The organism is Sorangiineae bacterium MSr11954 (assembly GCA_037157815.1).
Classification (GTDB): Bacteria; Myxococcota_A; Polyangia; order Polyangiales; family Polyangiaceae; genus Pendulispora; species Pendulispora albinea.
The window spans coordinates 11,286,317-11,308,969 of the sequence record CP089984.1; the positions used below are offsets into that span (position 1 = coordinate 11,286,317).

Genomic DNA, 22,653 nt, shown 5'->3' on the forward strand with positions numbered 1-22,653 from the left:
TAACTTACTGAAAATGAAGGATTGTGCCACGGGTGCCGACGGCCCAGACGTCGTTGGGCGCGCGGCCCCAAACTCCGTTGAGGGCGGCGTCGGTGATGCGGGGAACGAGCGACCATGTGGTGCCGTCGCAATGCGCCATGGTTCCATCGAACGACACGCCCCAGATGTCGTTCGGGCCACTCCCCCACATGGCCGAGAGCCCGCCGCGGTAGCCCGACGTGGACGCCGGCGTCCACGTCTCACCCCCGTAGCGGAGGAGCGCGACGTTACCGGCCGCCCACGCCGACGTGTCGCTCGTCCAGACCGTGTGCATGATGTTCGACGCGCCAAACTGCACGATGTCCTTCGTCCAGGACCCTTGCGCGTAGCGGAGGATGACGTTGTCGCCGCCTACGGCGAGCGGACCGGCCGCCCCGCCCGCGATCGCCGTGAGACCTGTCTCGACCTGCTTCTGCTCGGACCACACGTTTCCGTCGAAGTGCAGGATGGTGCCGCGCCGAGAGGCCGCCTCACCGACCGCCCACACGTTGGCATGCCCGCTCCCCCACACGCCATGGAGATCGGCCTTCGTCCCGGCGTCGACTGGCAACCACGCCGACCCATTGTAATGGAGCACCGTCCCGCCGGCGCCGACGCTCCAGACGTCGCGCGGGCCTGCCCCCCATATGCCTTCCAGAGCCGCGCCCACATCACTCGATGTCCAGTTCGCTCCGTCCCAGTGCTCGATCTGACCGTAGCCAACAGCCCAGACATCTTGGGCACCCGATCCCCAGACTCCTGCCAAGTCCGCGAAGCCGGCCGACGCGTCCACCGACACGGACCAGCGCCCTGCCATGACGTCGGCGCGTGCATCTGCAGCGGCGCCCTGCCCGCCGTCGTCCGATGGTCCGCGTCCTGGCTCGCCGGCGTGCTCGGTCAGATAAGCCAGCGAGCACGCGGTGACCGTGGCGAGCCACGGCACCAGCACCCACCGCCAGCGTGACATCGGTCAACTATACATGCACGCATCGCGCGCTACGCCACAATCGATGCCAGCTCGACATTTCTTCCGCATACGATGACATCGACGGCTAATCGAAATAACGGCCCCGAGCCCTCGGTCACCGGGGTCGATGAATCGCCGATGGGATGCGCGCCTACCGCTGCGGGGATATTTCTAATATCGATAGAATCGTCCGTCCCGATTGAAGAAGGCAATCTCCGATTCGACGAACTCGCTCAAAGGGAGTCCGCCGCGCATCGTCCCATTCATCGAATTTGCAGGCTCTCGAGTGAGAGCGCACGGGCGTTGGTATTCGCATGCCCGAGCCATCGCCAGCTTCGGGAGGCGAGCTCGAAGCTCATTGCGCGAGCCTCGGAGACAACGCCCCGCGGGCCTGCCGTTTGGCACGGTATGGTCACGGAAGGTCGTCCCCTGGAGGTTCACTGGCATGCGGCTACGGCTTGCGCACGGCGTAGCGCGCGTGGGTCGTGCGCGGCGATGCGATGGTCTCGACGAGCTCGACGCCGACGTCGCGGCCGATGCGCGCGAACAGTTGCTGCCCGCCGCCGAACATCACCGGCGCGATCGCGAGCGCGAACTCGTCGACGAGCCCGGCGCGTAGGTACTGCTGGATGACGTCGGCGCCGCCGGCGATGCGGATGTCCTGATCGCCCGCCGCCGCGCGCGCTTGGCGGAGCGCGCTCTCGATGCCGTCGTTGACGAAGTAGAACGTCGTGCCGCCGGGTCGCACCCACGGCTCGCGCACCTGCGAGGTCAGCACGAACACCGGCGTGTGGAACGGCGCTTCCTCGGGCCACATCCGTTCGCCCAGGTCGAACATGCGTTTGCCCATGATGCTGACGCCGGTGCGCCGGAACGTGTGCTCGACGATGTCATTGTCGGTGCCGGTCTCGCCGCCCTCGCCGAGCTTCAACATCTCCCGCAAGAATCGCTGCGGCAAGATCCAGCTATGGAGCTTGCCCCATTGGGCACCCCAATCCTCGTAGGTCGGGTCGCCGGCGTGCTCCAGGTCCATGCCGGGAGGTACGAGATATCCGTCGAGGGAGACGCTGACGAGGAAGAACACTTTGCTCATGGGTACGGGCCTTTCGCGGTGGGGTCCGGTGGTGTAACGATGGGCGGGCGTGCGAGTCATCGGTCCATGAGCGAAAATTTCGAGCCCTTGGTAGAGGCCGCCCGCGGCGGCGACGAGCGAGCGTTTCGTGCGCTGGTGGAGCCGCTCGATCGCGAGCTGCACGCGTACGCCTACAGGATGCTCGGCGGGTTCCACGACGCCGACGACGTGCTCCAGGAGTCACGACTCAAGGCGTGGCGCGCGCTCGCGACGTACGAGCCGCGCGCGAGCTTCCGCGCGTGGATGTACCGGATCGTCACCAATACCTGCCTCGACATGCTCAAGGCGCGCCCGCGTCGCGTGCTGCCGCAAGACGTCGGCTCGTCGGTCGCGCCGGGGCCGCCCACGACCGAGCCGCGCTCCGACATCCTCTGGCTCGAGCCGTACCCCGATGCGCTGTTGCCGGTCGTGCTCGAGCCCGAGCAGGTCGCGCGGCTGCGCGAGGGCATCCGGCTCGCGTTCGTGCGCGTCGTGCAGGTGCTGCCGCCGCGCCAGCGCGCCGCGCTGATCCTTCACGACGTCCTCGACTGGAGCGTCGCCGAGGTCGCCGCCATCCTCGAGACCACCGAGGCCGCGATCAACAGCGCGCTGCAGCGTGCGCGCGCTGCGATCGCGCGACCACGCGAGGAATCACCCGCGCTCGCGACCCGCCACGCCGAGGTCGTCGATCGGTTCGTGCACGCGTGGGAGCGCGGCGACTTCGACGACTTCGTCAGGCTGCTCGCGTCGGACGCGGTGATGAACATGCCGCCCTGGGAGTACTGGCTCGACGGCAAAGATGCGGTCGTGGCGACGATGCAATCATCGGGCACGTGGGACGGCGAGCCGCGCCCTGGGCGCTACCGGATCGTGCCCGCGCCGATGAACGGCGATCCCGGCGGACTCGCCTATGTCCGCGGGCCGGACGGTCGCTACCACCCCGTCTGCCTCACCGTCATGTCGCTCGATGCCAACGGTCGGGTCGTCGAGCTCACGACGTTCGTGCTGCCGGAGCTGTTCGCGGCGTGGGGCTTCCCACCGGTGCTCGACGCGTAGCTGCGTGATGGCGCGGCGCCGGGGCCCGTGAGGGAGCGGGGGCGACGTCGATCGGAGACGCGCTCGAGGACCGGAGCGCCCGAATGTCGCGCATGGGGGATTGTCCGAAGAAACGGCTGTATTCGCGGTTGAATTGGCTGGCGCTCTCGTATCCGACCTCGAACGCAGCGCTCGCGGCGTCGAGCCCATCCAAGAGCATTCGCGAACGCGCGGTCTGCAGCCGGAGCTGTTTTTGGTACTGAAGGGGGCTCATCGCGGTCAGCGCTCTAAAATGATTGTGAAACGTGGAAACGCCCATGCCGGCCATGTGTGCGAGCTCTTCCACGCGAAGCGGTTTCGAGAAGTTCGATTTGATCCAGGAGATGGCCTTCGTCGTACGCTGGCTTTGGTTTCCTCGCGTGGCGATCGCTCGGAGCCGCGCGGCTTCTGGCCCCTGGAGTATCCGGTAGACGATCTCACGTTGAATCAAGCCATTCAGAAACGGTATGTCCTTCGGGGTTTCGAGGAGCCCCACCAAGCGGCAACATGCATCGAGCAACTCGGGTGTCGTCTCTCCGGTTACCATTGCAGGGTCATCGGAGGCCGCCCCGCCGAGCGGGATCTCGTCTTTGCTCAAGAGCTCTTGGACGACTTCGATATCGAGGGAGAGCGCGAGCGCGAGGAGGGGCCGCTCTTCGCTGGCTTCGAGCGGCCGGCTCGAGATCGGTAGGTCCACGGACGTCAGCAGGTACCTGGACTCGTCGTAGACGAAGGACCTCTTGCCGAGCTCCACCTCTTTTCGTCCTTGCGCGATGAGAGCGATGCTCGGCTCGTACGTCCCACAGCCGGGGGCGACCACCTTGGTTCGGCGCACCAATGTGAGGCCGGGTACGTCCGTAACCCATTTCTCTTTCGAGCCCATGAGCGAGGCAATTTTATGCGCAAGCTCGGCGCGCCTTTGTCGAGCACGGTTTTCGAGCTCCGGTGCGCTTTCGACGTGGGCTCTCATGGAAAATGTGGGCAAGTGTGGGACATGCTGAGGGGACCTCCGGGTCCTGAAGTTCCTACAGGATTCTTGAGGCAGGAAGAGGATTAGGCAATAGCTCGGGAGGATCGGGATACCCCCCGAGCGCTTCCGGCCATAGTCTTGGCCGTGTGGAAATGACCACTCTGGTCGATGCGTCGGCATGGAGTGGGAGGAGAACGAGGGTCGGCCTCGTTGGCTGGGCGGGCTCGGATAGGGCAAAGGAGATCTTCTTGGATAACGACATTCGTGATTTGCGCGCTGTAGCAAATATCTATTTCGAAGCTGCCTACGAGATGGACGCGGACAAGTTTGCGTCCATCTTTCATCACTCGAGCTCCGTGACCAAAATCGGCGAAGACGGCAACGTGAGCGTAACGCCGATCGAGACGTGGCTGGCGGCGGTCCGCAGCATGAAAGCTCCGAAACAACTGGGCCTGGAGCGCCATGACGAGATCGTGTCCATCGACGTCGTAAGAGAGCTCGCGCTTTTGAAGCTGAGGTTTCAGATTCCGCCACGGCAATTTACCGACATGTTGTCCTGTCTGCGAGTCAACGGGACCTGGAAAATTGTTCAGAAAGTGATGACCGTCGAAACACGGGGATGAGCGCTAGGCCGCGCTTGCGGCGTGGCGGTCGCAAGGCCTTCGTTCACGAATTGCAAATTGCGGGTGCCCCTGTCGTCGAGGACGCGCAGTGAACCTTCGACGACGCCGTAACCGCTGTCGGTACGGAGCATCTTCCCGATGCGCGGGCGAGCTCGCCGGATCGCCGACGGTCGCGGTGCGCGGTGCCATATAGGACGAGCGCGGTCAGTCCTTCACGTTTTTCGAGGTGGCGTGCTGTATCTTTCCGCCACCTCGGTGATTCAATCGTGAGGCCTCGTGGTGGCCCGCGTTGGGTTCTCGAGCACCCAAATCGAATCCGCGGGCCGCCCGTTTTCGCGGGATATCGAGCGTCGATCGCATGGCATCCGTGTTGCTGTAGGTGCGGCGATGTTGTCATCGGTATCGAGCTATCGTCGAAGCGATCCAAAGAAATGCAAAGCCGCCCAGGGCGAACGAGTTTCGTTCCGAGGTCGAGCAGAAATGTACTCCGCAGAACGTGGCGCACGAGAGACATGCTTCTTTACGTCGCGTCGAATGATCCGATTTCAACTTGTATCGAGCGCGGCTGCGCAACGTCCAACGGTTCGTCATGGATCGACGCGCAACTGCCCGCACGCCGCGACCGTCCTCACACGATCGAAGTCCTCGAGCAATTAGATAGGATCATTCAACATGCGTTCTCCTTTCATTGGTATTGCCGTTCTCGTTTCAGCGCTCGTGCCCATCTCCGTGGTTGCGTGCATCGGTTCATCCGGCGACCCGCCCTCCGACGACCGCGGTGTTGCCGAACAAGAAACGGTTATCCGCCCCGACGGCTCGGACTTTCCAGCTCACTTCAAGGTCGTGACACCCGCAGGCTCGTCGACCAAAGGCACCGTGCGGATCGATGGTATCTCCGGTAGTCTCGATGCATTGATCGGGCCCGTCAAGACCGGCAATCGTGCTTTTTCGATCACCTCGGGCGGGATCTTCATGGAGAGCTCGGCCACCGTGACCGCAGGCAAGGTCACCACGGTGGAGGCGGGGCTTCTCGCTGTCGACATCAAGAATGCGCCGTCGCCCACCCTTGGAATCAGCAGTGTCGACGGCATACAGGCGCCGTCCGTGAATGTCTGGCGAAATGTCGGTGGCTCCTGGATCCAGGCAAGCAACGGATCATTGCCGCTGACGTCGGATGGAACGGAGCCCGCGGCGTTGCTCCCTGGCCAGTACAGGGTGGATTTCGGCTATAATCGAGTCGACGGCCAGATCGTGGACGTTGCCGCGCTCGATACGAAGTCCATCAAAGTATGGGACTACGCCGGGCGGAATGTCGCGAAGATCGTCGCGCCCGTACGCGAGTTCCCGACCGCTAAGTGCGCGACGGGAGTCTACACGCTGCAAGACTACAGGTTGCTGGGCTCGAGCTCCAATTCGTTCCGCCTCGCCGACGGCGCGAGCTCCATCGAGATAGGCAAGCGTGAAGACGCATTGGCTTCGTACTATTTCACGATCAGCGGGGTGTACGAGGGAGGGGGCCTCATGCGGATACCGCTTCCTCTCGGCAACACGGGGCAAGGCGCGTTGCCCTTTCAGGTCGGACGTCTCGACGTCGATCACGTGGCGGTCCTGCAAAGCGACGGCACGACGAAGATCGTGCCCGGTGGGTATCGTGTTTATCGGAAGACCGGCACGGACCCGAGCGGCAAGGAGATCTTCACCTCGAGCCCCGTCGCGTGCGACACCCCTCTCGCTCTGCCGACGCAGACCGGCGTGGACCTCCCGCGAGGACGCTACAAGGTCGTCGTGGAGTACTCGACCGTCGAGGCAGGCCGGAAAGAATCCATCTATATCGTCGACGTCGAATAGTCTACGAAGGGAGCACCGCCGCGCCGGCAGCGCACGCCTCATTCGCATGGCTGGCCGGGACGCCATCGATGCATCGACGACCGACTTCAGCCATCGCGCGCCGGGTCGGAAAGAACGCGTCGCTCGAAATAGGTCGACGGGGTGACCCCGAAGTTGCGCTTGAACAGGGCGATGAACGCGCTGACGCTGCGGTAGCCAGCATCGATGGCGACGGTGGTCACGGCCGCTCCGCCGGCCAGCATCTCGAGCGCACGCATCAATCGGGCACGTTGTACCCACTCCGTGAAGGTGAGGCTCGTCTCGAGCACGAAGCGCCGCGTGAGCGTGCGGGTCGAAAGGCCTGCCCACGCGGCCCACTCTTCGACGTTGCGGCGATCCGCCGGGTCTCGGAGCAATGCACGTGCGATCCGCTGCAGCCTCGCATCCTGCGGCAGGGGCAGACCCAGAGGCTGCACCTCCAGCCGGCGAATCTCGTCGACGATGACCAGCGCCAGCCGGGCCTGAAACTCGTCCAGCGGCTCGACCCCCCACTCTGCGGACCGGATCGCTGCTTCCCAGAGCAGCGGTGTGATCGCCAAGGTGCAGGGTTGCGCCCGAAGGCCGGCACATGCCGGTTTCGCCACGTAAAGGCTCCAGCCGGTGACCGGGCCATGCGTCCGGCCCGAGTGAACGTGGTGGGGTGGTAGCCAGACCGCATGCCGCGCGGGCACCACCCAAGCTCCGGCCTCGGTCTCGACCGCGAGCACGCCCCGGGCGACCGCGATCAATTGTCCTCGCGCATGGCGGTGCCGCGTGTGACCGTGAAAAACGCCGGTTCCCGCGCGCGTGAGCACGAGCGGGCCGGAGCTGTCCTCCCGGGCGGCCATCGAGAGCTTGCGAGGATCATCGTCCATGGCGTGAATGCGATATGGAATGGCTTCCATTGCTTAGCAAGGGCGTGACGTGAGCGCTATCTTCGTTCGACCACTCGACGAAACGGACGCTCACCATGCCCATCGTTGGCCCTTCCGATCTCGATAGCCTCTACGTTCCGCCGGCCGAAGCCATTCAGAAGGCGGTGCTTCCTCATCTGGTCTCGTTCCACGTGGCATATCTGAAGATGGCTACGTTCTTCTGCCTCGCGACCGGACGCGACCACGGCCTCGACGCCTCGCCGCGCGGAGGCCCGCCTGGATTCGTTCACGTCCTCGATCCGCACACGGTCGCGTTCGCGGATTGGCCAGGCAACAATCGCATCGAGTCCTTGCGCAATCTCATGGAGGATTCGAGGGTCGCGATGCTCTTCCTCTTTCCTGGGCTGGAAATCTTCATGCGAATCAATGGCCACGCCCACGTTTCGACCGATGCCGAGCTGGTCGCGCGAATGCACGAAGCGGGCAAGAAGCCCAAAGCCGTTACCGTCGTTCGCATCGACGAGGTCCTCTTTCACTGCGGTAAGGCCATCAACCGCGCGCGCCTTTGGGAATCCCAATCGCACCTGGACAGGCGGTCCTTGCCGACGGTGGGACAGATGAAGGCCGCGATGACCGGAGGAGGCGAAGACGAGGCCCGACTCATGGACGCACATTACGACCGGGGCGTGCGATCCGATCTCTATTGATGGGAGACGCCCTCCCGCCCATTCGATCGGGAGCGGGTGGGGATAAGGTCGTGTGGGCAAGGTGGCATTGTTGCGCGTGCGCGCGGAAATCGCCCTACTATCTTCGGCCATGAAGGTATTGCGAAACGGCGCGCCGGCCGCTTTTTCGGCGATCTCGATTTCTCTCGGCACCGTTTTCTTCGCCTGTTCGGGTTCGTCCGATTCGCCGCCTGGCAACACCCCGGACGGAAGTGCGTACGACGCGGTACCAGACGTCTCCGCTCCGGCCGTGGACGGCGGCGACGCCGGGTCGCTCGAGCACTACGAGCGACTCGTCAACACGTTCATTGGCACCAAGGACGATGGCAATACCTTCCCTGGAGCGTCGGCGCCCTTTGGCATGACGCAGGTGAGTCCCATCGGGGCGCACTATGCTGGATACCTCTACAACAACCCACTCATCAAAGGGTTTGGGCACTTCTTCCTATCCGGCGCAGGGTGCTGGGAGCAGGGTGGCCAAATATCCGTGCTCCCCACGTTGGGGACCATCGGGCCCAAGGGAAGTGACTTCGACGTCTCCTCGCCGACCACGTTCGATCACTCCAAGTATGGCGCCGACTACACCCACGATGGAGAGGTGGGGCAGGCTGGATACTTCAAGATTCGTTTGACCAAATACGGCGGTATCGATGCGGAGAATACTGCTCTCACGCACGCCACGGCCGAGCGTTATACGTTTGGTCAGGGTGCCCGAGGCAACCTGTTCGTCAACGTGGGGCAGGCCACCGACAAGCACAACGTGATGGCGAGCTCCATCACCGTGGTCGACGACCGGACGCTCGAGGGCTACGTCGACACCCAGAGCTTCTGCGGCGGTAAGCGCTACAAGACGTATTTTCAAATCAAGGCGGATCGGCCGTTCCAGGCCCAGGGCACGTGGAGCCCCGCCGGAGGGGACGCCAATTCGAAGCACAGCGAAGGCGACCAAGGGCTTCGTGGGGCGTGGATCACCTTCGATACCGCCACCGAGAAGACCGTAACGTTGACCACGGCCATTTCCCACGTCGATCTCGATGGCGCGCGCAAGAACCTGAACGCCGAGGGCATGAGCGGCGGTAAGCTCAAGACCTTCGATGCCGTGCGGCAAGAGAGCCAAGCGAGGTGGCAAACGGAGCTCGCCCGCGTGAAGGTCGATGGCGGCAGCGCCGATCAACGAACGGTGTTTTACACGGCCCTCTACCATGCCTTTCTCCAGCCCCTCACGGGCAACGACGTAGACGGGCGGTACTTGGGGTGGGACGACGCGATCCACACCGCGAGCGGCTTTACGTATTACGAGTTCTTCTCGCTGTGGGACACCTACCGCGCACAAAACCAGCTCCTCGCGCTCGTCTTGCCCTCCCGGGCGCGCGACATCGGCAAGTCCATCCTCGCCATCCACGATCAGGGCGGATGGCTCCCGCGTTGGGCCTATGCCAACTTCGAGACCAATTGCATGACCGGTGATCCCGTCACCTCGTTCATGGCCGATCTCTGGAGCTATGGGCTCTTGCAAGGCGAGGAGGAGCGCGCCTACCAAGCCATGCTCCAAAATGCGGAGCACATTCCACCGGCCGATTCGCGCTCTCAAGGTCGGGCGGGCAATACGACGTACATTCCCAAGGGATTCGCGTTTTACGACAAGAACTTCGTCAAGAAGGGGCAGGACGCCGATCCCCAGCACGGTGGTTCGGCAACGCTGGAGTATGCCGTCTCGGACTGTGCACTCTCGGCCATGGCCAAGGCGTTGAACCACACCGACGATGCGACCAGGCTCCAAAAACGCGGACAAAATTGGACAGCGGTGTGGGACGACACCGTGGAGGACAACGATCACGGGGGTTCGTTCAAAGGTTTCCCGCGCCCGCGCACGGAGGATGGCAAATTTTACACGCCGGCCGACAAGCCGTACACCCCCACGTCCGAGGATGGCTTCCACGAAGGAACGGCGTGGCAGTACCAATGGCTCGTCCCCCAGGACGCCAGTGGCCTCGCCGAAAAAATGGGCGGGCGAGAGAAGGCGACGAAACGGCTCGATACGTTCTTCGCCTATGACGATCTGCTGGTCGATCCGCGTAAAACGGCGCGCGAGAAATGGGTCGTGGGGCCTTACGCGTATTACAACCAGTTCCGATACAATCCGAACAACGAGCCCGATCTGCACAGCGCGTTCATGTACGCGGTGCTCGGACAACCCTACAAGACGGCCGTGGTGCTCGACGCCGCACAAACGCTGTTCACCAACGCGCCGAACGGCGTGACCGGCAACGACGATCTCGGCACCATGTCCGCGTGGTACCTGTTCGACGTGATGGGGCTTTATCCCTTCATGCCGGGCTCGGGGAACTTCCTTTTGCACCCGCCCCGCTTCCCGCGGGTGGACGTCCAGCTGGAGAATGGCGGACACCTCGTGCTGAATGCACCTGGCGCGGGCTTCGACAAGGTGCGCTTCGTCGACGAGGTTCGCGTGGGCGCAGGGGTGCACGACAAGGTCTACTTGTCCGTCTCGAAGCTCCAATCTGGCCAAGTCGTCGACTACACGCTGACCGATCGAATCCGCACGGATGGCTGGGGGACCGCGCCGGAGGCGGCGCCGCCGTCCTTGTGCCCGGTCGCGAAATAACGACGGGTGGCCGCTCGGCGACCGCTCCGGGTTCGCGAAGAGGATCCGGGGAGGTCGCCCTCCAATGGCGCGCGTCTTCACGGCGCTCGCTGCCTAACGGCACGGCGGCTGCTCGTGACGGGTGCGGCTCGATAGGGAAGTGCCATGACGTTCGATGGGACCATGGCGCGCGTCTTCACGGCGCTCGCTGCCTACGGCACGGCGGCTGCTCGTGGCGGGGGACCAGCCATGCCTCCATCGTCGTCTGCCTACGGATGCCGCGGACGCCGAATCGCCGGGACGATAGGAGCGTGGAAGAAAGGCGGTCGTCGGGAGGGGCGAATGCCCTGGTGGTTGCGCGATGGCACCGCTGGTGCCTTCGAACGGCGGTAATGCCAGCACGGCTCAGACGGTGTCGTACATCACCTTGAACGCGGCGGCTTCGCCAGCAAGAAGCGCATCGATGCTGCTCGGTGATGAGCCACTCGCGTGGAGTCTTCCCTTTCGAGCGTCCAATACGGCGAACGTGCACCCAGGGCTGGTTGCCGAAAGGGCCGTTTCGAGGATGCGCAGTATGAGTTGTGTGCGGTTTTTTACCAGCGGTGGGTCATCTTTCAAGTAGAGCTTTATGATGTGCGGCACGCCTTCTATCATCAGGCCCAGCTCGGGGTTGACGTTGAGGGGGATCCCGCCGAGCGTGAAGTTCTCCCGGGGCGGCTCGAACCACTCATGGGCCCTCCGGCCAACGAACCGCTTCAACCCCGTGATGACAGCAAGATATGCGGCCCGTTTCTTTTCGTGGACGCTGGATGCCCAGCTCTCGAGCGAGCCAATAGGCTGGCCCGAGCGGAATGTCTCGATGACTCTCTCTCGTAGCATCTTGTAGAAGTCCGTCTGGGGGTCATAAACGTCCCGTCCCTTGAACTCCTTGACAACCGTAATCCGCGGCGTCCCCGCCTTCAGTACGAAGTTCACGAAATACGTGAGCGATACATTGTTCATTCGATAATAGATTCCCTTCCGTCGATTCGCTCCCGCGGCTCCGACAAGTCGTTCCTGCTCACGCGGGAGGAGGTCTCCCGACGGAGAGAATTCGGTGGAGTGACTCGAGGCCGCGGAGCCCAGTAGATTACGTCTGAATCGTCACCGACTCCGATTCAGAAACGGACGTAGCCCTTGGGTGGGAAGATGGTCGACTTCGTCGCTGCGCCGGTCGAATATTCGGACAGCTCGCAGCTCATTTTGGCGTCGTCGAACACGTCAACGATCGAGATCGACGCGTTTGGAAATAGACGTCTCTATTTCGTACGCATTTGTGGTTCCACCCTTCATGCGTGCATATTAAATACTACATCGAAAACCTTATAAAGTCACGTCCCAACTCGCCCATTCTCGATGCGCGCACACGTATTTTTCGCTTTGGTTTGCGACAAAGTGACATCATTGGCGTCTGCGCCCGGCGGCTCGACACACCGTGCCCCGCGCCCATGTCCCGCCGGTGCGGGCTGCAGGTATCGCGCTCACGCTCACGCCCCGCCGCCCGCACCCGGCGGCACGCATTCCAGTACGGCACGGGAACAGGGAAGGTCGGGTTTGGCCCTTCCTCGTGGGGCCCGAGGACTTGGAACCGGCGCGCGGGGCCGCAATCACGGTGCGTTGGTCGGGCGGCCTACCGATGCTCAAGGCGTCGCGACCGTGCCGAACGCTGAGGCGGGGTTGCGTTGACGGTGGGTGGCGTCGTGCCTTGTGAAACGTTGACCACTGGGGCGCTGGCGTGACCTGCCCGGTCCCACGTCGGCTGCGGAGCCGACGGGTTAGGCCCGTCGCATCGAGCGCGGGTCACGTGCGAATTGCGCCGACTTCTCCTCATTGAATCCCATCGTGATGCCGGGACATTGATGCGCGATTGCGCTCAGCAAAGGCCCGACTTCGTCGGGACTGCGGACCCAAAGGCTCGACGTCGCGCCGTCGACGCAGCCGATCACGATCTCTCGCCGGTTCGCCGCCACCTTGGAGCCCTCGAGGAATGTCTCTCGCTCATACGCCCACACGATCGTGGTCGGAGCGTTGTCGAGGAGCGAAAGAACCTTCGGCAACCGCCGCGCGGCGCGGAGGCCGAAGAAGCCAAGGATGGCCCACGCGACGAAGAAGGCGACGGCAATGCCGATAAACATCATCGCGTTGTGCTCGAAGTTGTCGCGCGCGTAGCTTTGGCAGTCTTCGAGGGTCGCGTAGTACGTGTCTGGATACGTCTTTCCGAGGCACCAGTCGAATTTCGACCAATCCTTCATGCCCTCTTTCGCCGCCAGGAGCGCGGAACCTACGACGAAGATGGTGAGAATCGCCCACGGCATCACGAGGATGCCAAACGCGCCGTACTGGCGGTTGAGAGAAACCAGCTCTTTGCGCCGCGCCATATCGATAGGGAGCATGCGTTACCTGCGTACACGGGGGCGAACGAAATCAATGGAGAGAAGCTGTTGTAGGTACGCCATTGGGAAGCCATACCTTCCCGCGGCCGACCGCCGAGGGCCGCCGTTGCTCGTCGGCCGAATCCGTGCTCGCCCGCAATCGACCGCGTTTCCGTTGGAAAATGGTACTCGCCTTGTATCCGCACGCGCTCAAACATCCAGGACACCCCCCACCTACGTCCGCGAGCGGTACATTCGGGGCAACGCGCTGTGCCCGCCCCTCGAAAAGCCGCGCGGCAGCCTGGAGAGGCCGCGAAGGACCTTGCTAGCGTTCAAGATCCGAGCCCCTCGCATCGGCATGCTACCGCGCATGAACACGTTCCTTCCTATGCAGCACGTTGGTGCACGGATCCTCGTTGGACTCGCTTTGGTGATGACGCCGGCCGCTTGTTCGGGCACGGATTCACAGTCGGAGACCGCGGACGGCCAAGCGGCCGACATCGTCCCGCGAAAGGTCGCTTCGACGCTCGCGAAGACGATGGCCGCATATTACACAGACGCCCGTTTGGGCGAGGCGATCGGCAACCATGTGCGCGGCCGTTCGGAGGGCGGCGCCTACGATGCGCTCGAAGGCCAAGCCCTCGCGGATGCACTGCAGGCTGACGCGCGCAGCATCGTCGATGATCGGCATATGCGAGTACGCTTCGATGCAGCCCACACGAACGAGCCGGAGGGGCCTGCGCCGGGTGTCGTGCCAGGTGGCGCCATGCCCTTGGAGGAGTTGCGCGCTCAAGCGGCGAAGGTGGTCACGTCGAAGGTGCTCGACAGTGGTCTGGGATACCTCAAGGTGGACGAGTTCATCGTGCCCGAAGCCTCCGGGGAGGTGTTTGCGGCCGCGCTGACGGTCGTGCGCGAGGCGCGCGCCTTGGCGATCGATCTTCGGAGCTGCAGAGGGGGCAGCGATGACGCCGTCGCGTATCTACTCAGCTTCCTGCTCGACAATCCGCCCCAATTGGTCAGCACGGTGGTGTGGCGCAGTGGGGACGTGAAAAAGACAATGACCCGTGACGTGGGGACGGCAGCCTATGGCGGGACGCGTCCCGTCTTCGTGCTCACCTCTTCGCGCACGTTCTCCGGAGGAGAAGAGTTCGCCTACGACGTTCAGGCGTTCAAGCGAGGGATGATCGTTGGGGAGGTCACGGGTGGGGGCGCTCATCCAACGGGAGCGAAATTCCTTGGGCTTGGCTTCATAGCGACCGTTCCCATGGGGCGCACGGTAAACCCGATCACGGGCTCCAACTGGGAGACGGTCGGGGTGCAACCCGACAAAGTCGTCGCGGCGGACGATGCGCTCGCGACGGTCGAGACCTTGGTCGCGAAGCAGGTCGGTGGGTCAAACCCATAGACCGATGTGGTATCGATGGCCGCGCTTCCACCTTTTTCGATATTCGCCCGGCGTGTTTCCGGTGAATTGCTTGAATGTGCGGGTCATATGGCTTTGGTCGGAGAAACCTGCTTGTTGCGCGATCTCGGCCAGCGATGGTTTCGCGGAGGCGAGCTGTCGGCACACGAACGCGAGGCGCAGTCGCCGCCGGTACTCACCGACGGAGCAGCCATAGCTCCGTCGAAACACCGCCGCAAAATGAACCGGATGCACGCCGGCGCTCCGCGCGAGCTCGGGGAGGCCAACAGGATTGCGGAACGAGGCCTCGAGGATCTCCCGTGCGTCGCGGACCCATCGAGGAGCCTGGTCGCCGCTTCGCAGATCGGAGCGACGCGCCACGGCCCCGAGGATCTCCCAGCTCATCGCATCGCATTCCAGCGCAGAATCCAAATCGTCGAGGTGCCATGCAGCGAGCAGTCGAGCACCCACCCCGGCGAGCGCGCCCTCCTGAAAGTCCACCGGTACGTCGAGCGGGCCCACCTCGTCGGAGAGGAGCTGCATCCACGCATCACTCACCTCGACATTCAGGGAACGGACATCGGTTTCGTGCGCTTGGGAATGCGTTTCACCTGCCGGATGGAAAACGATCATACCCTTCCGGCAGATGCGCTTTCTTCGCCCGAAGGTCTCCAGGTACTCTCCCTCCTCGTTGACACAGAAATAGGGCCTATTGTGAACATGGCGGTCGAGTCGCGAGCACGCTGCGTGGCAGGACTCCACGAACTCCAGATGTTCGACGCGTCGTCGTCGCAAGGTATGGCCGAAGAAGCGGCCGGAGCGAAGGGTCATCATCATCGGACGGATCCAAAGTGCACGAGGTCGGTGTTGCTCCGAGGATTGCCCATCGACGCTGAGGAGAACCTGAGAGTCTCAGCGAAATCTCAGCCAACCTTGGCATCCGGAGTCGGCAGGGCATGGCCTGCGATCCGTACGGGCACGGGCGCGGACGCGCGTTTCCCGCCGCACCGGCGACAGCGAGCTGTTCCAACGAGCGCGCGGTGCGGATGCACGGGGCTTGGAGACCTGCCGGCGTGCCGCTGGAGCGAGAGCGGCTCGTAGCTGCCATCCCCACGACCTTCGTCACACGAGGATCGTACGCACGCGCTCTTTGGGATCGACTCGACTGGTCTCGGCGTTCATCCGATTTCGTGACGGCCGGACCGTGAGCGGGTCGAGTCCAGTTCGCTCGCAACGTTGGTTGCAGCCGAACGTGTGCGCTCGGCATGCATGATGCGCCTTATGAGCCCAACCTCGGACAATGATTTATAGACATCGATTCGAGCTGCACGAATCCGGTGTGACAACGATAGAGGCGAAGATGCCATCTATGTGCGAGGGGGAGCGTCATGTTCGAACGGGCGAAGTACGTCGCGGGGGTTTCTGCACTCCTTGACGTCGGGCTGGCGCCGGCAACGACGGGCAAGCAGGCCGCAGACCTCGGTACGTTCGACGGCAATCTCTGCACGGTTTCGAGCGTAAACGATTCCGGTGCCGTGGTCGGTTCGTGCCGCATGGCCGAAGGCAATTTCGTCACCGCGTATTGGGCCCCCGGTGCCGCCCCGGTCCGTCTCCCTCGCCTCGTCGAAGAGCGTCCGTGTTCCATCACGAGCCTCAACAACGCGGGAGCCGCGGTTGGAAGTTGCGCGTTCGGCCATGTCGGCGAAGCCGCGGGTGTTCGATGGCGCGAGCTACCGGCGCATGCTCCCGAACAGCTCGAGCCCGGTGAGGGCGACGTGCAGTCGCGTGCGCGCCTCCTCAACGAACGCGGGGTCGCCGCCGGCTCGAGCCGCGACGCCGAAGGCGCGCGCCACGCGGTCGTCTGGAAGTGGAGCTCGACCAAACCGACCGATCTTCCCGAGCTCGACTCCACGGCGTGCACCATCGCGGACATGAGCGACGACGACGATCCGTTCATCGTCGGTACCTGCGATCGACGTCACGGCGGCGCCGTCGCCGTACGCTGGACTCCGAACGGCGCCTCGTACGATGTCGCGCAGCTCGCGCTGCCGCCGGGCACCACCCGCTGTTGGCCCGTCGACGTGAACACGCAGCACCTCGCCGCCGGTACATACCAAATGCTCGACGGCAGCCTCGAGGCCGTTCGCTGGCGCGCCAACGGAACCGAGGTCCTCCCCTGCTGACCCGCATCGACGCGCGCACGGTGCACCCAATGCTCTCGGTCGTCGACATGAGCGAGTCCGGCGTCATCGCCGGCAACTACATCACGAGCCCGGGGCTCACGCAGGCCTTCGTTTGGTCCCCGTGGACGATCCGGCGGCGGACCAACGAGGGGACGACCTCGGCACGCTTGGCGGTTTCTCCACCCGCGCCTTCGGCGTCTCCGAGGATGGATCGATCTCGGGCACCGCGCAGAACGATCAGGGGTGCCACGAAGCCTTTATTTGGAATCCGCGATCGAAGAAGATATCCGGCATCGGCACATTGGGAGGATTCTGGAGCCGCGTGACCGCGAGGAGCCGTACCGGGCAAGTTGCCGGTGTGAGTCAGACCGAAGACGGGCACACACACCCGTTTATTGCGGCCGCAGGTGCGCCGCCGCCGCCACCGGCGGGAGGATGCCAGCGCAAAACCGACGGGCGAGCCGGACGAAACGCCGTTGACTCGGCGGTCCGTAGGTCGCTACTCGCGAATGATTCACGGTTGATCGTAAAGTCCGGTGGTGTGCTGATCGACTCGGGTGGCGATGCGGCGAATTTAGCCGTAGCTTATCAGGGTAGCGAGTCTCAAGCTGCAGAGAATGATCAAAAATCGGGCTATACCAATCAGAACCTTGGGATGGGCGTCGCCGAAAAAAGTATCGAACCCGAAATCGAAGGCGAATGAGCTGTTTTGGCCATGGCGGGCCCGGACCAGTCTATTGATGTGGGACGTCGGTGAGCTCCTCGCCCGCACGAAGCGCCTTCGCTTGACCCGATCACGACTCCGGCAAATGAGGCACCAGCCGCTCCGCCCGAGGCATGGTCGATCCCATTCCGAACCTTCGGAGTCCGGAGAGCCAGACGGGCGGTCGAGCGCGGGCGGCGGGACGTCGTGCGTCGCCGCCGCCATCGCTCATCGAATTAGCGGCAGTGGAGCTCGCCGTTGATGTTGGCGACGTCGCCGTGGCACGGTGATTCGCTGCTCGGCAATGCCGTATAGCCGCCGTAGTAGCCGTTGTACTTCTTGCACGAGGAGGCATTCGCCCACTCGATCGGACGCCCGTCCGTGGGGCCCCAGCGCCTCGTTCCGGTGCACGTCGCGTAGAACGACGTCCTCGTGCCCAGCGCACTGGCCTGGTCGGCGGACGCCTCCTCGGCGTGCTCCTCGGAGCTTTGGGTCACGACGCCTTGTTTGTCTTGAGCAGCCTCATCGCCCGTCGATGCACCGCTGCATGCCACCACTCCACCCAACAGTCCCATCGTTCCCAAGAAAGCAACCATCACCGTCATTCGAGTCATCGATATTTCCCTCATTCTCCGAACCATCACCTCGGCTCGGTTATCGATGTTTCGTGAGTGCAACGGTCGCGCCAAAGCCTCGAGCGCCGGGCGAAATGCCAATTTGCGGCCGAGAATCGAAAACAGCTGTGCGTGACCATGTACCATCATCGCGCTTCGCGCCTGGTACATGGGGCACCCCACGGTACACGGAGAGGGATATCGCGACGAAGGGCGCCTGGTCGATCGGGCGCTTCGGCGCGGGTCGTACCGCTCTTGCCGACGCCGAACGTCGAGGCTGATTCGGATTTATGCTTGCCTATCGCCGAGGTGCGAAGGGCGAAATCGGGCACCAAGCCTTGGAAGGATCACTTGGCGGAAAAAGTACGCAAGAGGGTGGACGTGCCAAGCTCCACGTGCGTTTCGACTTCCGTCGTGTCGAGGAGCACGTCGAGTGCCTCGACCGCCGTTGTCCGCTCGCTCAGCCATACCTGCAGTCATGCATAGCATGACGAGCATGCTGATTGAGAAAGGCTCGCCCAGCGCGCATGATCTCCCTCGTCGACGTTTGGGGTCGCCCACCATGGGGCTTCGCACGAGAGACCACGATGAACGGCGGAAGACTGCGACTACGATTCCTCGACCGAGTTTGCCGACGCGGCAGCACGGAGCAGGCACCAGCAAATTACCGCCGAATCCAAAAAGAAGTATCCCGTTTGCGAAGATGACATGACGAGCTTCGTAAAAGGCGTTTGCGCCGCGGTCAGGGGAGCGGCGCGATCCCGCCCTCGATCGGCGACGAGCTCGGACGATCGGGGCGACTCGAACGAACCACCAAACCATCCCAAGAGGACACCATGAACCGCCAGACCCACATGAAAATGAACCATATGAGCTTCCCCACCGTGGACGTCGCGACGGAGGCAAAATTTTTCGAAGAGCATTTCGGCGCGCGGATCGAGTTCGTCGACGTCGGCACGGGAAGCGCTCTCCTGAAGCACGGGGAGACCGATATCGTACTGGAAGCCAAGGCGGGGGCGGTCCCTTGGCACGACGATTTCCACTTCGGGTTCGAATTCGAGACCAAGCGCGAGGTCGAAGCTCTTTACGCGCAATTGAAGCTCGCAGGCGTGAAACTCGAAACCGAAGTGTACAACCGCCTCGGGCGCGGCTCGCGTTTCTTCGGGCGGACGCCGGCCGGCGTTCAGTTCGAGATCATCACGCGGGAAGACATGGAGTCCAAATGGGACGCTCGTAAGAAGTGAAGGATCTGAATTCAGACGTTCGACAGTTCCAACGAACGCCCTCTTCGTCCATGGTCATCTCGTCGCGGTGATCGGCACCTGCATGCAGACGCCCGAGGCGTGGCTGGGGCCATCGATTCACGCAGTCCACGTTCTGGTGATGCGACCGTGGGTGGCGCCCTGGCCCCCGCACGTTGCCTCGCTCATTCCTTCCTTCACGTTCATCGACGATGACGAGCGGACCGCTCGGAGGTGAGAGCCACCCGCCGAGCTCGCACGACGCATGCGACGAACGCCGTCGCCATCCGCATCGAAACGGCGTTTCGAACGATTGTCCTCCGCCCGAGCTTTTGACGGCTCGACGCGAACGAGCAAACCGCGCGAAGGTGAGAGCCACCCGCCGAGCTCGCACGACGACCCGCGAATGCGATGAACGCCGTCGCCATCCGCATCGAAACGGCGTTTCGAACGGTGTCCTCTGCCCGATCTTTCGACGGCTCGACGCGAACGAGCAGAGCGCTCGGAGGTGAGAGCCACCCGCCGAGCTCGCACGACGCATGCGACGAACGCCGTCGCCATCCGCATCGAAACGGCGTTTCGAACGGTGTCCTCTGCCCGATCTTTCGACGGCTCGACGCGAACGAGCAGGGCGCTCGGAGGTGAGAGCTACCCGCCGAGCTCGCACGAGGACCCGCGAATGCGATGAACGCCGTCGCCATCCGCATCGAAACGGCGTTTCGAACGGTGTCCTCCGCCCGATCTTTCGACGGCTCGACGCGAAATGCCATTCAGTCGTCGAGGTCTGCGCGCCGTTTCCCAGCCCTCTTGGATGGGAGCCACCCCGCGACGAACGAACCGGTGCCCTCATTGGCCATGCTTGCAAGCCATTGGAATTACTGGCGAAACCGTGGTGGAGGCGCCCGGAATCAAGCGTGGCGCGCTCGCACCATTCTCGACGTTCTTCGAGTGGCGTAGAAGCGCTAAGTAGGAGCATCGAACATGGACGAAGGCACACAGCTCTCCGAGTATCTGGTCATCTCCCGTGGGCGCTGGGATGAAGACAAATCGCCGGCCGAGATACAGAACGCCATTGATGCGTTCTATGTCTGGCATGAACGCTGCATTGACGAAGGCCGGATGCGCCCCGGGCACCGGCTTGGCGTCGGGCGCAGAGTCGTTTCCAAGCATGGCGTGACCGATGGACCTTTCGCCGAAACCAAGGAGCTCATCGGCGGGTATTGGTTCATCGTGGCCGCCAGCCTCGAGGAGGCCTCCGCACTGGCCGCCGAGAACCCCTGTTTGGCCTGTGGTCTGACCTACGAAATTCGGCCGATCGAGCTCGCGCGGGCCAGCGCATTCGCCGTCACCAACGAAACCTCCGTTCGAAGGTGAGCGATTGGAGGCGGCAACGCTTCGCGGCTCGTTTCGTCCATAAGGGACTGATCGGTTCCAAATCCCGGACCAGGCCACCGCGCGTGGGTGGCGTACTGTATCTGGTACACATTGGTACACTGTTTCAGATTCTCCGCGCGATCCCGGCCACGGATCGAAAGCCGGCGTCGTAAAAGGTGCAAAAGATGCGAATTGCCGCCTAGGCCTTGGCCGGCCCGTCGATTGCTAAGTCGCCGGTATGGATATCCCGGCTCGCGCGACGCGCTTGGTCCGTCGTGGCGTTTCCGATCGGCGCGGAGTCTCCGCCGTCGAATACGTACTTGTCGTCTGGGTGATTCTGCTCGCAGGCGCCATCGGCTATCGCCTGCTCGCCGAGCATGTCGGAAAATCGGCAGATGCTACGAAGCGGGAGCTCGAAGGCGGGGAGGGCTACCAGGCATCACGAGCCGCGGGCGTGCAATCCGAGCCGGGCGAAGGGGCCGATCCCGGCGTCCAGACGTTCGCCGGCGGCTCGCCCAACATGGCCGCGAAGCCGAAACCCCCCAAGCCAGGCGGCGGAGGGGGAGGCAGTGGCGGATGCTCCGGGTCCAACAAACGCGACAAGGATCCCCCGGGTACGAACGCCCCGCCGAAGCCCTCCGCCTCGGCGCCCGCGCCCAAGCCTCCAGCGTCGGTGGCCGATGCCTCGAAACTCATCGACGCCTCCGAGGGGCGCTCATTCGGTAACGGCACCGGTCATGCCCGGGCGCACGTCCCGAAAGAGGGCCAGGATCCGGCGCTCCTTGCCGAGTCGCGAAAAAAGCCGAACGGCGATCCCTACGCGGACAATACGGTTTTCCGCTCGGGTCGTCAGGGAGAGCAAGCGCTGCGCGACATCATGAACGAGCGTGCCGACGATCTCGCGAACCTCAAGCCGGGCGATCCGCCCATTACGGGGACGCGAAGGTTCAACGAGACCCTCGAAGGGTATCACTCCAAGTATGGAAATACGGCCTTCAACGTCCAGATCCAAGCGGTCGACTACACCATCGTTCGACTCCCGAGCGGGGACCTGCATATCATTCACTACCAGCCCGTTCCGATCCTCCCATGAGTGAGCCCCACGTGAAGAAACTCGCCTTCGACGCGCTCAGCCCCGTTCTCGCCGAGCTCTCGGTCCCCGAAGGCCCCCACGATTTTGGCGTGCGGACGTCCGGGTGGCCGGCCGTCCACGACATCGGTTCGTACGGCGCCCCCCGATGGCGCATTCGCCAGCCGATGGCCCCCGACGACGGATGGGAGCTCGAGACCCTGCCGAGCGGCGGGCTCCTTCCAGCGCGCCCGGTCCCGGAGGATTTCGAATGGGCGTACCTCACATGGGCCGAGGGGAGCCGCGCCGAAGCCGGCGCCGCGGTGCTCCATGCGCTGCCCCCCGGCCGCTATCTGCTCGTGCGATCGAGCCTCGAGCCCCGCCGCGGGGCGAGCGTGCTGCTCGGCAATGAGCGCGTGCCGAGCCCTGCGAACACTCGGGTCCTCGTCGACGCCGGATCGTTTTACGCCATGCTGGTTGGCCCCGAGAGCGATGCTCCTCCGCGCACGACGCATCCCCTCGTCGGACTCGTTGCGCTGAACTACACCGGGGGCCCGTTCGTGCACGGAGCCCTGTTCTTCGATGCCCTGGCGCGCGAGGCGAGCGAGGAAAACGAGGCGGCGCCGGATGCGCCGGGCGATCGCGTGCTCGTCATCCCCCGTACCGGCGAGCTCCTCATCGATGCCCTCGCCGAGTTCTCGAAGGATCGCACGGAGCGGGACAAGAGCGCGTGGCGAGATACACGCGCCCACGAGCTGGCCCGCGTGCTGACGGGAATCGAGTAGCCGAGGTGCTCGAGGGGCTCGCCGGGTGCGAGGGAGCTAC

The 22,653-nt window shown here is 63.7% G+C and carries 20 protein-coding genes; 12 read left to right on the plus strand and 8 right to left on the minus strand.

The window, feature by feature from the left end; genetic code table 11:
- Nucleotides 1–4: 4 nt before the first annotated feature.
- Together LZC94_44245 and LZC94_44250 are read right to left on the minus strand one after the other, a co-directional pair.
- On the minus strand, nt 5–985 hold the full coding sequence (locus LZC94_44245; GenBank protein WXB14817.1) for a hypothetical protein: 981 nt from the start codon (nt 983–985) through the stop codon (nt 5–7).
- Between the two features lie 451 nt (nt 986–1,436).
- Nucleotides 1,437–2,078: a dihydrofolate reductase family protein gene (locus LZC94_44250; protein WXB14818.1), complete on the minus strand. Its 642-nt coding sequence runs from the start codon at nt 2,076–2,078 to the stop codon at nt 1,437–1,439.
- Between the two features lie 66 nt (nt 2,079–2,144).
- Between LZC94_44250 and LZC94_44255 the strand changes: the two genes are divergently transcribed.
- Nucleotides 2,145–3,152 carry an RNA polymerase subunit sigma-70 gene (locus LZC94_44255; GenBank protein WXB14819.1) on the plus strand — a complete coding sequence of 336 codons (1,008 nt, stop codon included), beginning with the start codon at nt 2,145–2,147 and terminating at the stop codon, nt 3,150–3,152.
- On the opposite strand, the gene LZC94_44260 is transcribed toward LZC94_44255, so the two are convergent.
- Entirely contained in the window at nt 3,088–4,140 is a 1,053-nt protein-coding gene (locus LZC94_44260) for an AraC family transcriptional regulator (protein WXB14820.1), read from the minus strand. The two genes, LZC94_44255 and LZC94_44260, sit on opposite strands and share 65 nt — an antisense overlap.
- A gap of 248 nt (nt 4,141–4,388) precedes the next feature.
- Between LZC94_44260 and LZC94_44265 the strand changes: the two genes are divergently transcribed.
- On the plus strand, nt 4,389–4,763 hold the full coding sequence (locus LZC94_44265) for a nuclear transport factor 2 family protein (protein ID WXB14821.1): 375 nt from the start codon (nt 4,389–4,391) through the stop codon (nt 4,761–4,763).
- Between the two features lie 672 nt (nt 4,764–5,435).
- On the plus strand, nt 5,436–6,611 hold the full coding sequence (locus LZC94_44270) for a hypothetical protein (GenBank protein ID WXB14822.1): 1,176 nt from the start codon (nt 5,436–5,438) through the stop codon (nt 6,609–6,611).
- 86 nt (nt 6,612–6,697) lie between these two features.
- Here LZC94_44270 and LZC94_44275 read toward each other — a convergent pair whose 3' ends face one another.
- Nucleotides 6,698–7,504 carry a helix-turn-helix transcriptional regulator gene (locus tag LZC94_44275; GenBank protein ID WXB14823.1) on the minus strand — a complete coding sequence of 269 codons (807 nt, stop codon included), beginning with the start codon at nt 7,502–7,504 and terminating at the stop codon, nt 6,698–6,700.
- A 95-nt stretch (nt 7,505–7,599) separates the two neighbouring features.
- On the opposite strand from LZC94_44275, the gene LZC94_44280 reads away from it, so the two are divergent.
- Both LZC94_44280 and LZC94_44285 read left to right on the plus strand, forming a co-directional pair.
- Nucleotides 7,600–8,211, plus strand: a complete 612-nt coding sequence (locus tag LZC94_44280; protein ID WXB14824.1) for a pyridoxamine 5'-phosphate oxidase family protein — start codon at nt 7,600–7,602, stop codon at nt 8,209–8,211.
- A 109-nt stretch (nt 8,212–8,320) separates the two neighbouring features.
- On the plus strand, nt 8,321–10,852 hold the full coding sequence (locus tag LZC94_44285; protein WXB14825.1) for a GH92 family glycosyl hydrolase: 2,532 nt from the start codon (nt 8,321–8,323) through the stop codon (nt 10,850–10,852).
- Between the two features lie 384 nt (nt 10,853–11,236).
- Here the strand turns inward: LZC94_44285 and LZC94_44290 are convergent, their stop codons facing one another.
- Together LZC94_44290 and LZC94_44295 are read right to left on the minus strand one after the other, a co-directional pair.
- Nucleotides 11,237–11,833 carry a hypothetical protein gene (locus LZC94_44290; GenBank protein ID WXB14826.1) on the minus strand — a complete coding sequence of 199 codons (597 nt, stop codon included), beginning with the start codon at nt 11,831–11,833 and terminating at the stop codon, nt 11,237–11,239.
- An 812-nt stretch (nt 11,834–12,645) separates the two neighbouring features.
- Nucleotides 12,646–13,263, minus strand: coding sequence for a hypothetical protein (locus tag LZC94_44295; GenBank protein WXB14827.1), 618 nt, complete (start codon nt 13,261–13,263; stop codon nt 12,646–12,648).
- 544 nt (nt 13,264–13,807) lie between these two features.
- Here LZC94_44295 and LZC94_44300 point away from each other — a divergent pair.
- Entirely contained in the window at nt 13,808–14,647 is an 840-nt protein-coding gene (locus tag LZC94_44300; protein ID WXB14828.1) for a S41 family peptidase, read from the plus strand.
- On the opposite strand, the gene LZC94_44305 is transcribed toward LZC94_44300, so the two are convergent.
- On the minus strand, nt 14,636–15,202 hold the full coding sequence (locus LZC94_44305) for an AraC family transcriptional regulator (protein ID WXB14829.1): 567 nt from the start codon (nt 15,200–15,202) through the stop codon (nt 14,636–14,638). The two genes, LZC94_44300 and LZC94_44305, sit on opposite strands and share 12 nt — an antisense overlap.
- A gap of 830 nt (nt 15,203–16,032) precedes the next feature.
- On the opposite strand from LZC94_44305, the gene LZC94_44310 reads away from it, so the two are divergent.
- Complete coding sequence (locus LZC94_44310; GenBank protein WXB14830.1) at nt 16,033–16,827, plus strand: hypothetical protein; 795 nt, start codon at nt 16,033–16,035, stop codon at nt 16,825–16,827.
- A gap of 121 nt (nt 16,828–16,948) precedes the next feature.
- Nucleotides 16,949–17,530 (plus strand): hypothetical protein, encoded by a 582-nt coding sequence (locus LZC94_44315; protein WXB14831.1) that lies wholly within the window; start codon nt 16,949–16,951, stop codon nt 17,528–17,530.
- 236 nt (nt 17,531–17,766) lie between these two features.
- Here LZC94_44315 and LZC94_44320 read toward each other — a convergent pair whose 3' ends face one another.
- Nucleotides 17,767–18,027: a hypothetical protein gene (locus LZC94_44320; GenBank protein WXB14832.1), complete on the minus strand. Its 261-nt coding sequence runs from the start codon at nt 18,025–18,027 to the stop codon at nt 17,767–17,769.
- Between the two features lie 953 nt (nt 18,028–18,980).
- Here LZC94_44320 and LZC94_44325 point away from each other — a divergent pair.
- The 4 genes from LZC94_44325 to LZC94_44340 all read left to right on the plus strand — a co-directional run bounded on the left by LZC94_44325 (nt 18,981) and on the right by LZC94_44340 (nt 22,613).
- Complete coding sequence (locus LZC94_44325) at nt 18,981–19,388, plus strand: VOC family protein (protein ID WXB14833.1); 408 nt, start codon at nt 18,981–18,983, stop codon at nt 19,386–19,388.
- Between the two features lie 978 nt (nt 19,389–20,366).
- The gene (locus tag LZC94_44330; protein ID WXB14834.1) at nt 20,367–20,759 is read left to right on the plus strand and encodes a YciI family protein; all 393 of its coding nucleotides are present in this window, start codon (nt 20,367–20,369) and stop codon (nt 20,757–20,759) included.
- 238 nt (nt 20,760–20,997) lie between these two features.
- Nucleotides 20,998–21,852: a hypothetical protein gene (locus LZC94_44335; protein WXB14835.1), complete on the plus strand. Its 855-nt coding sequence runs from the start codon at nt 20,998–21,000 to the stop codon at nt 21,850–21,852.
- Nucleotides 21,849–22,613, plus strand: coding sequence for a hypothetical protein (locus tag LZC94_44340; GenBank protein WXB14836.1), 765 nt, complete (start codon nt 21,849–21,851; stop codon nt 22,611–22,613). The genes LZC94_44335 and LZC94_44340 overlap by 4 nt, the downstream gene beginning before the upstream one ends.
- Nucleotides 22,614–22,653 lie beyond the last annotated feature (40 nt).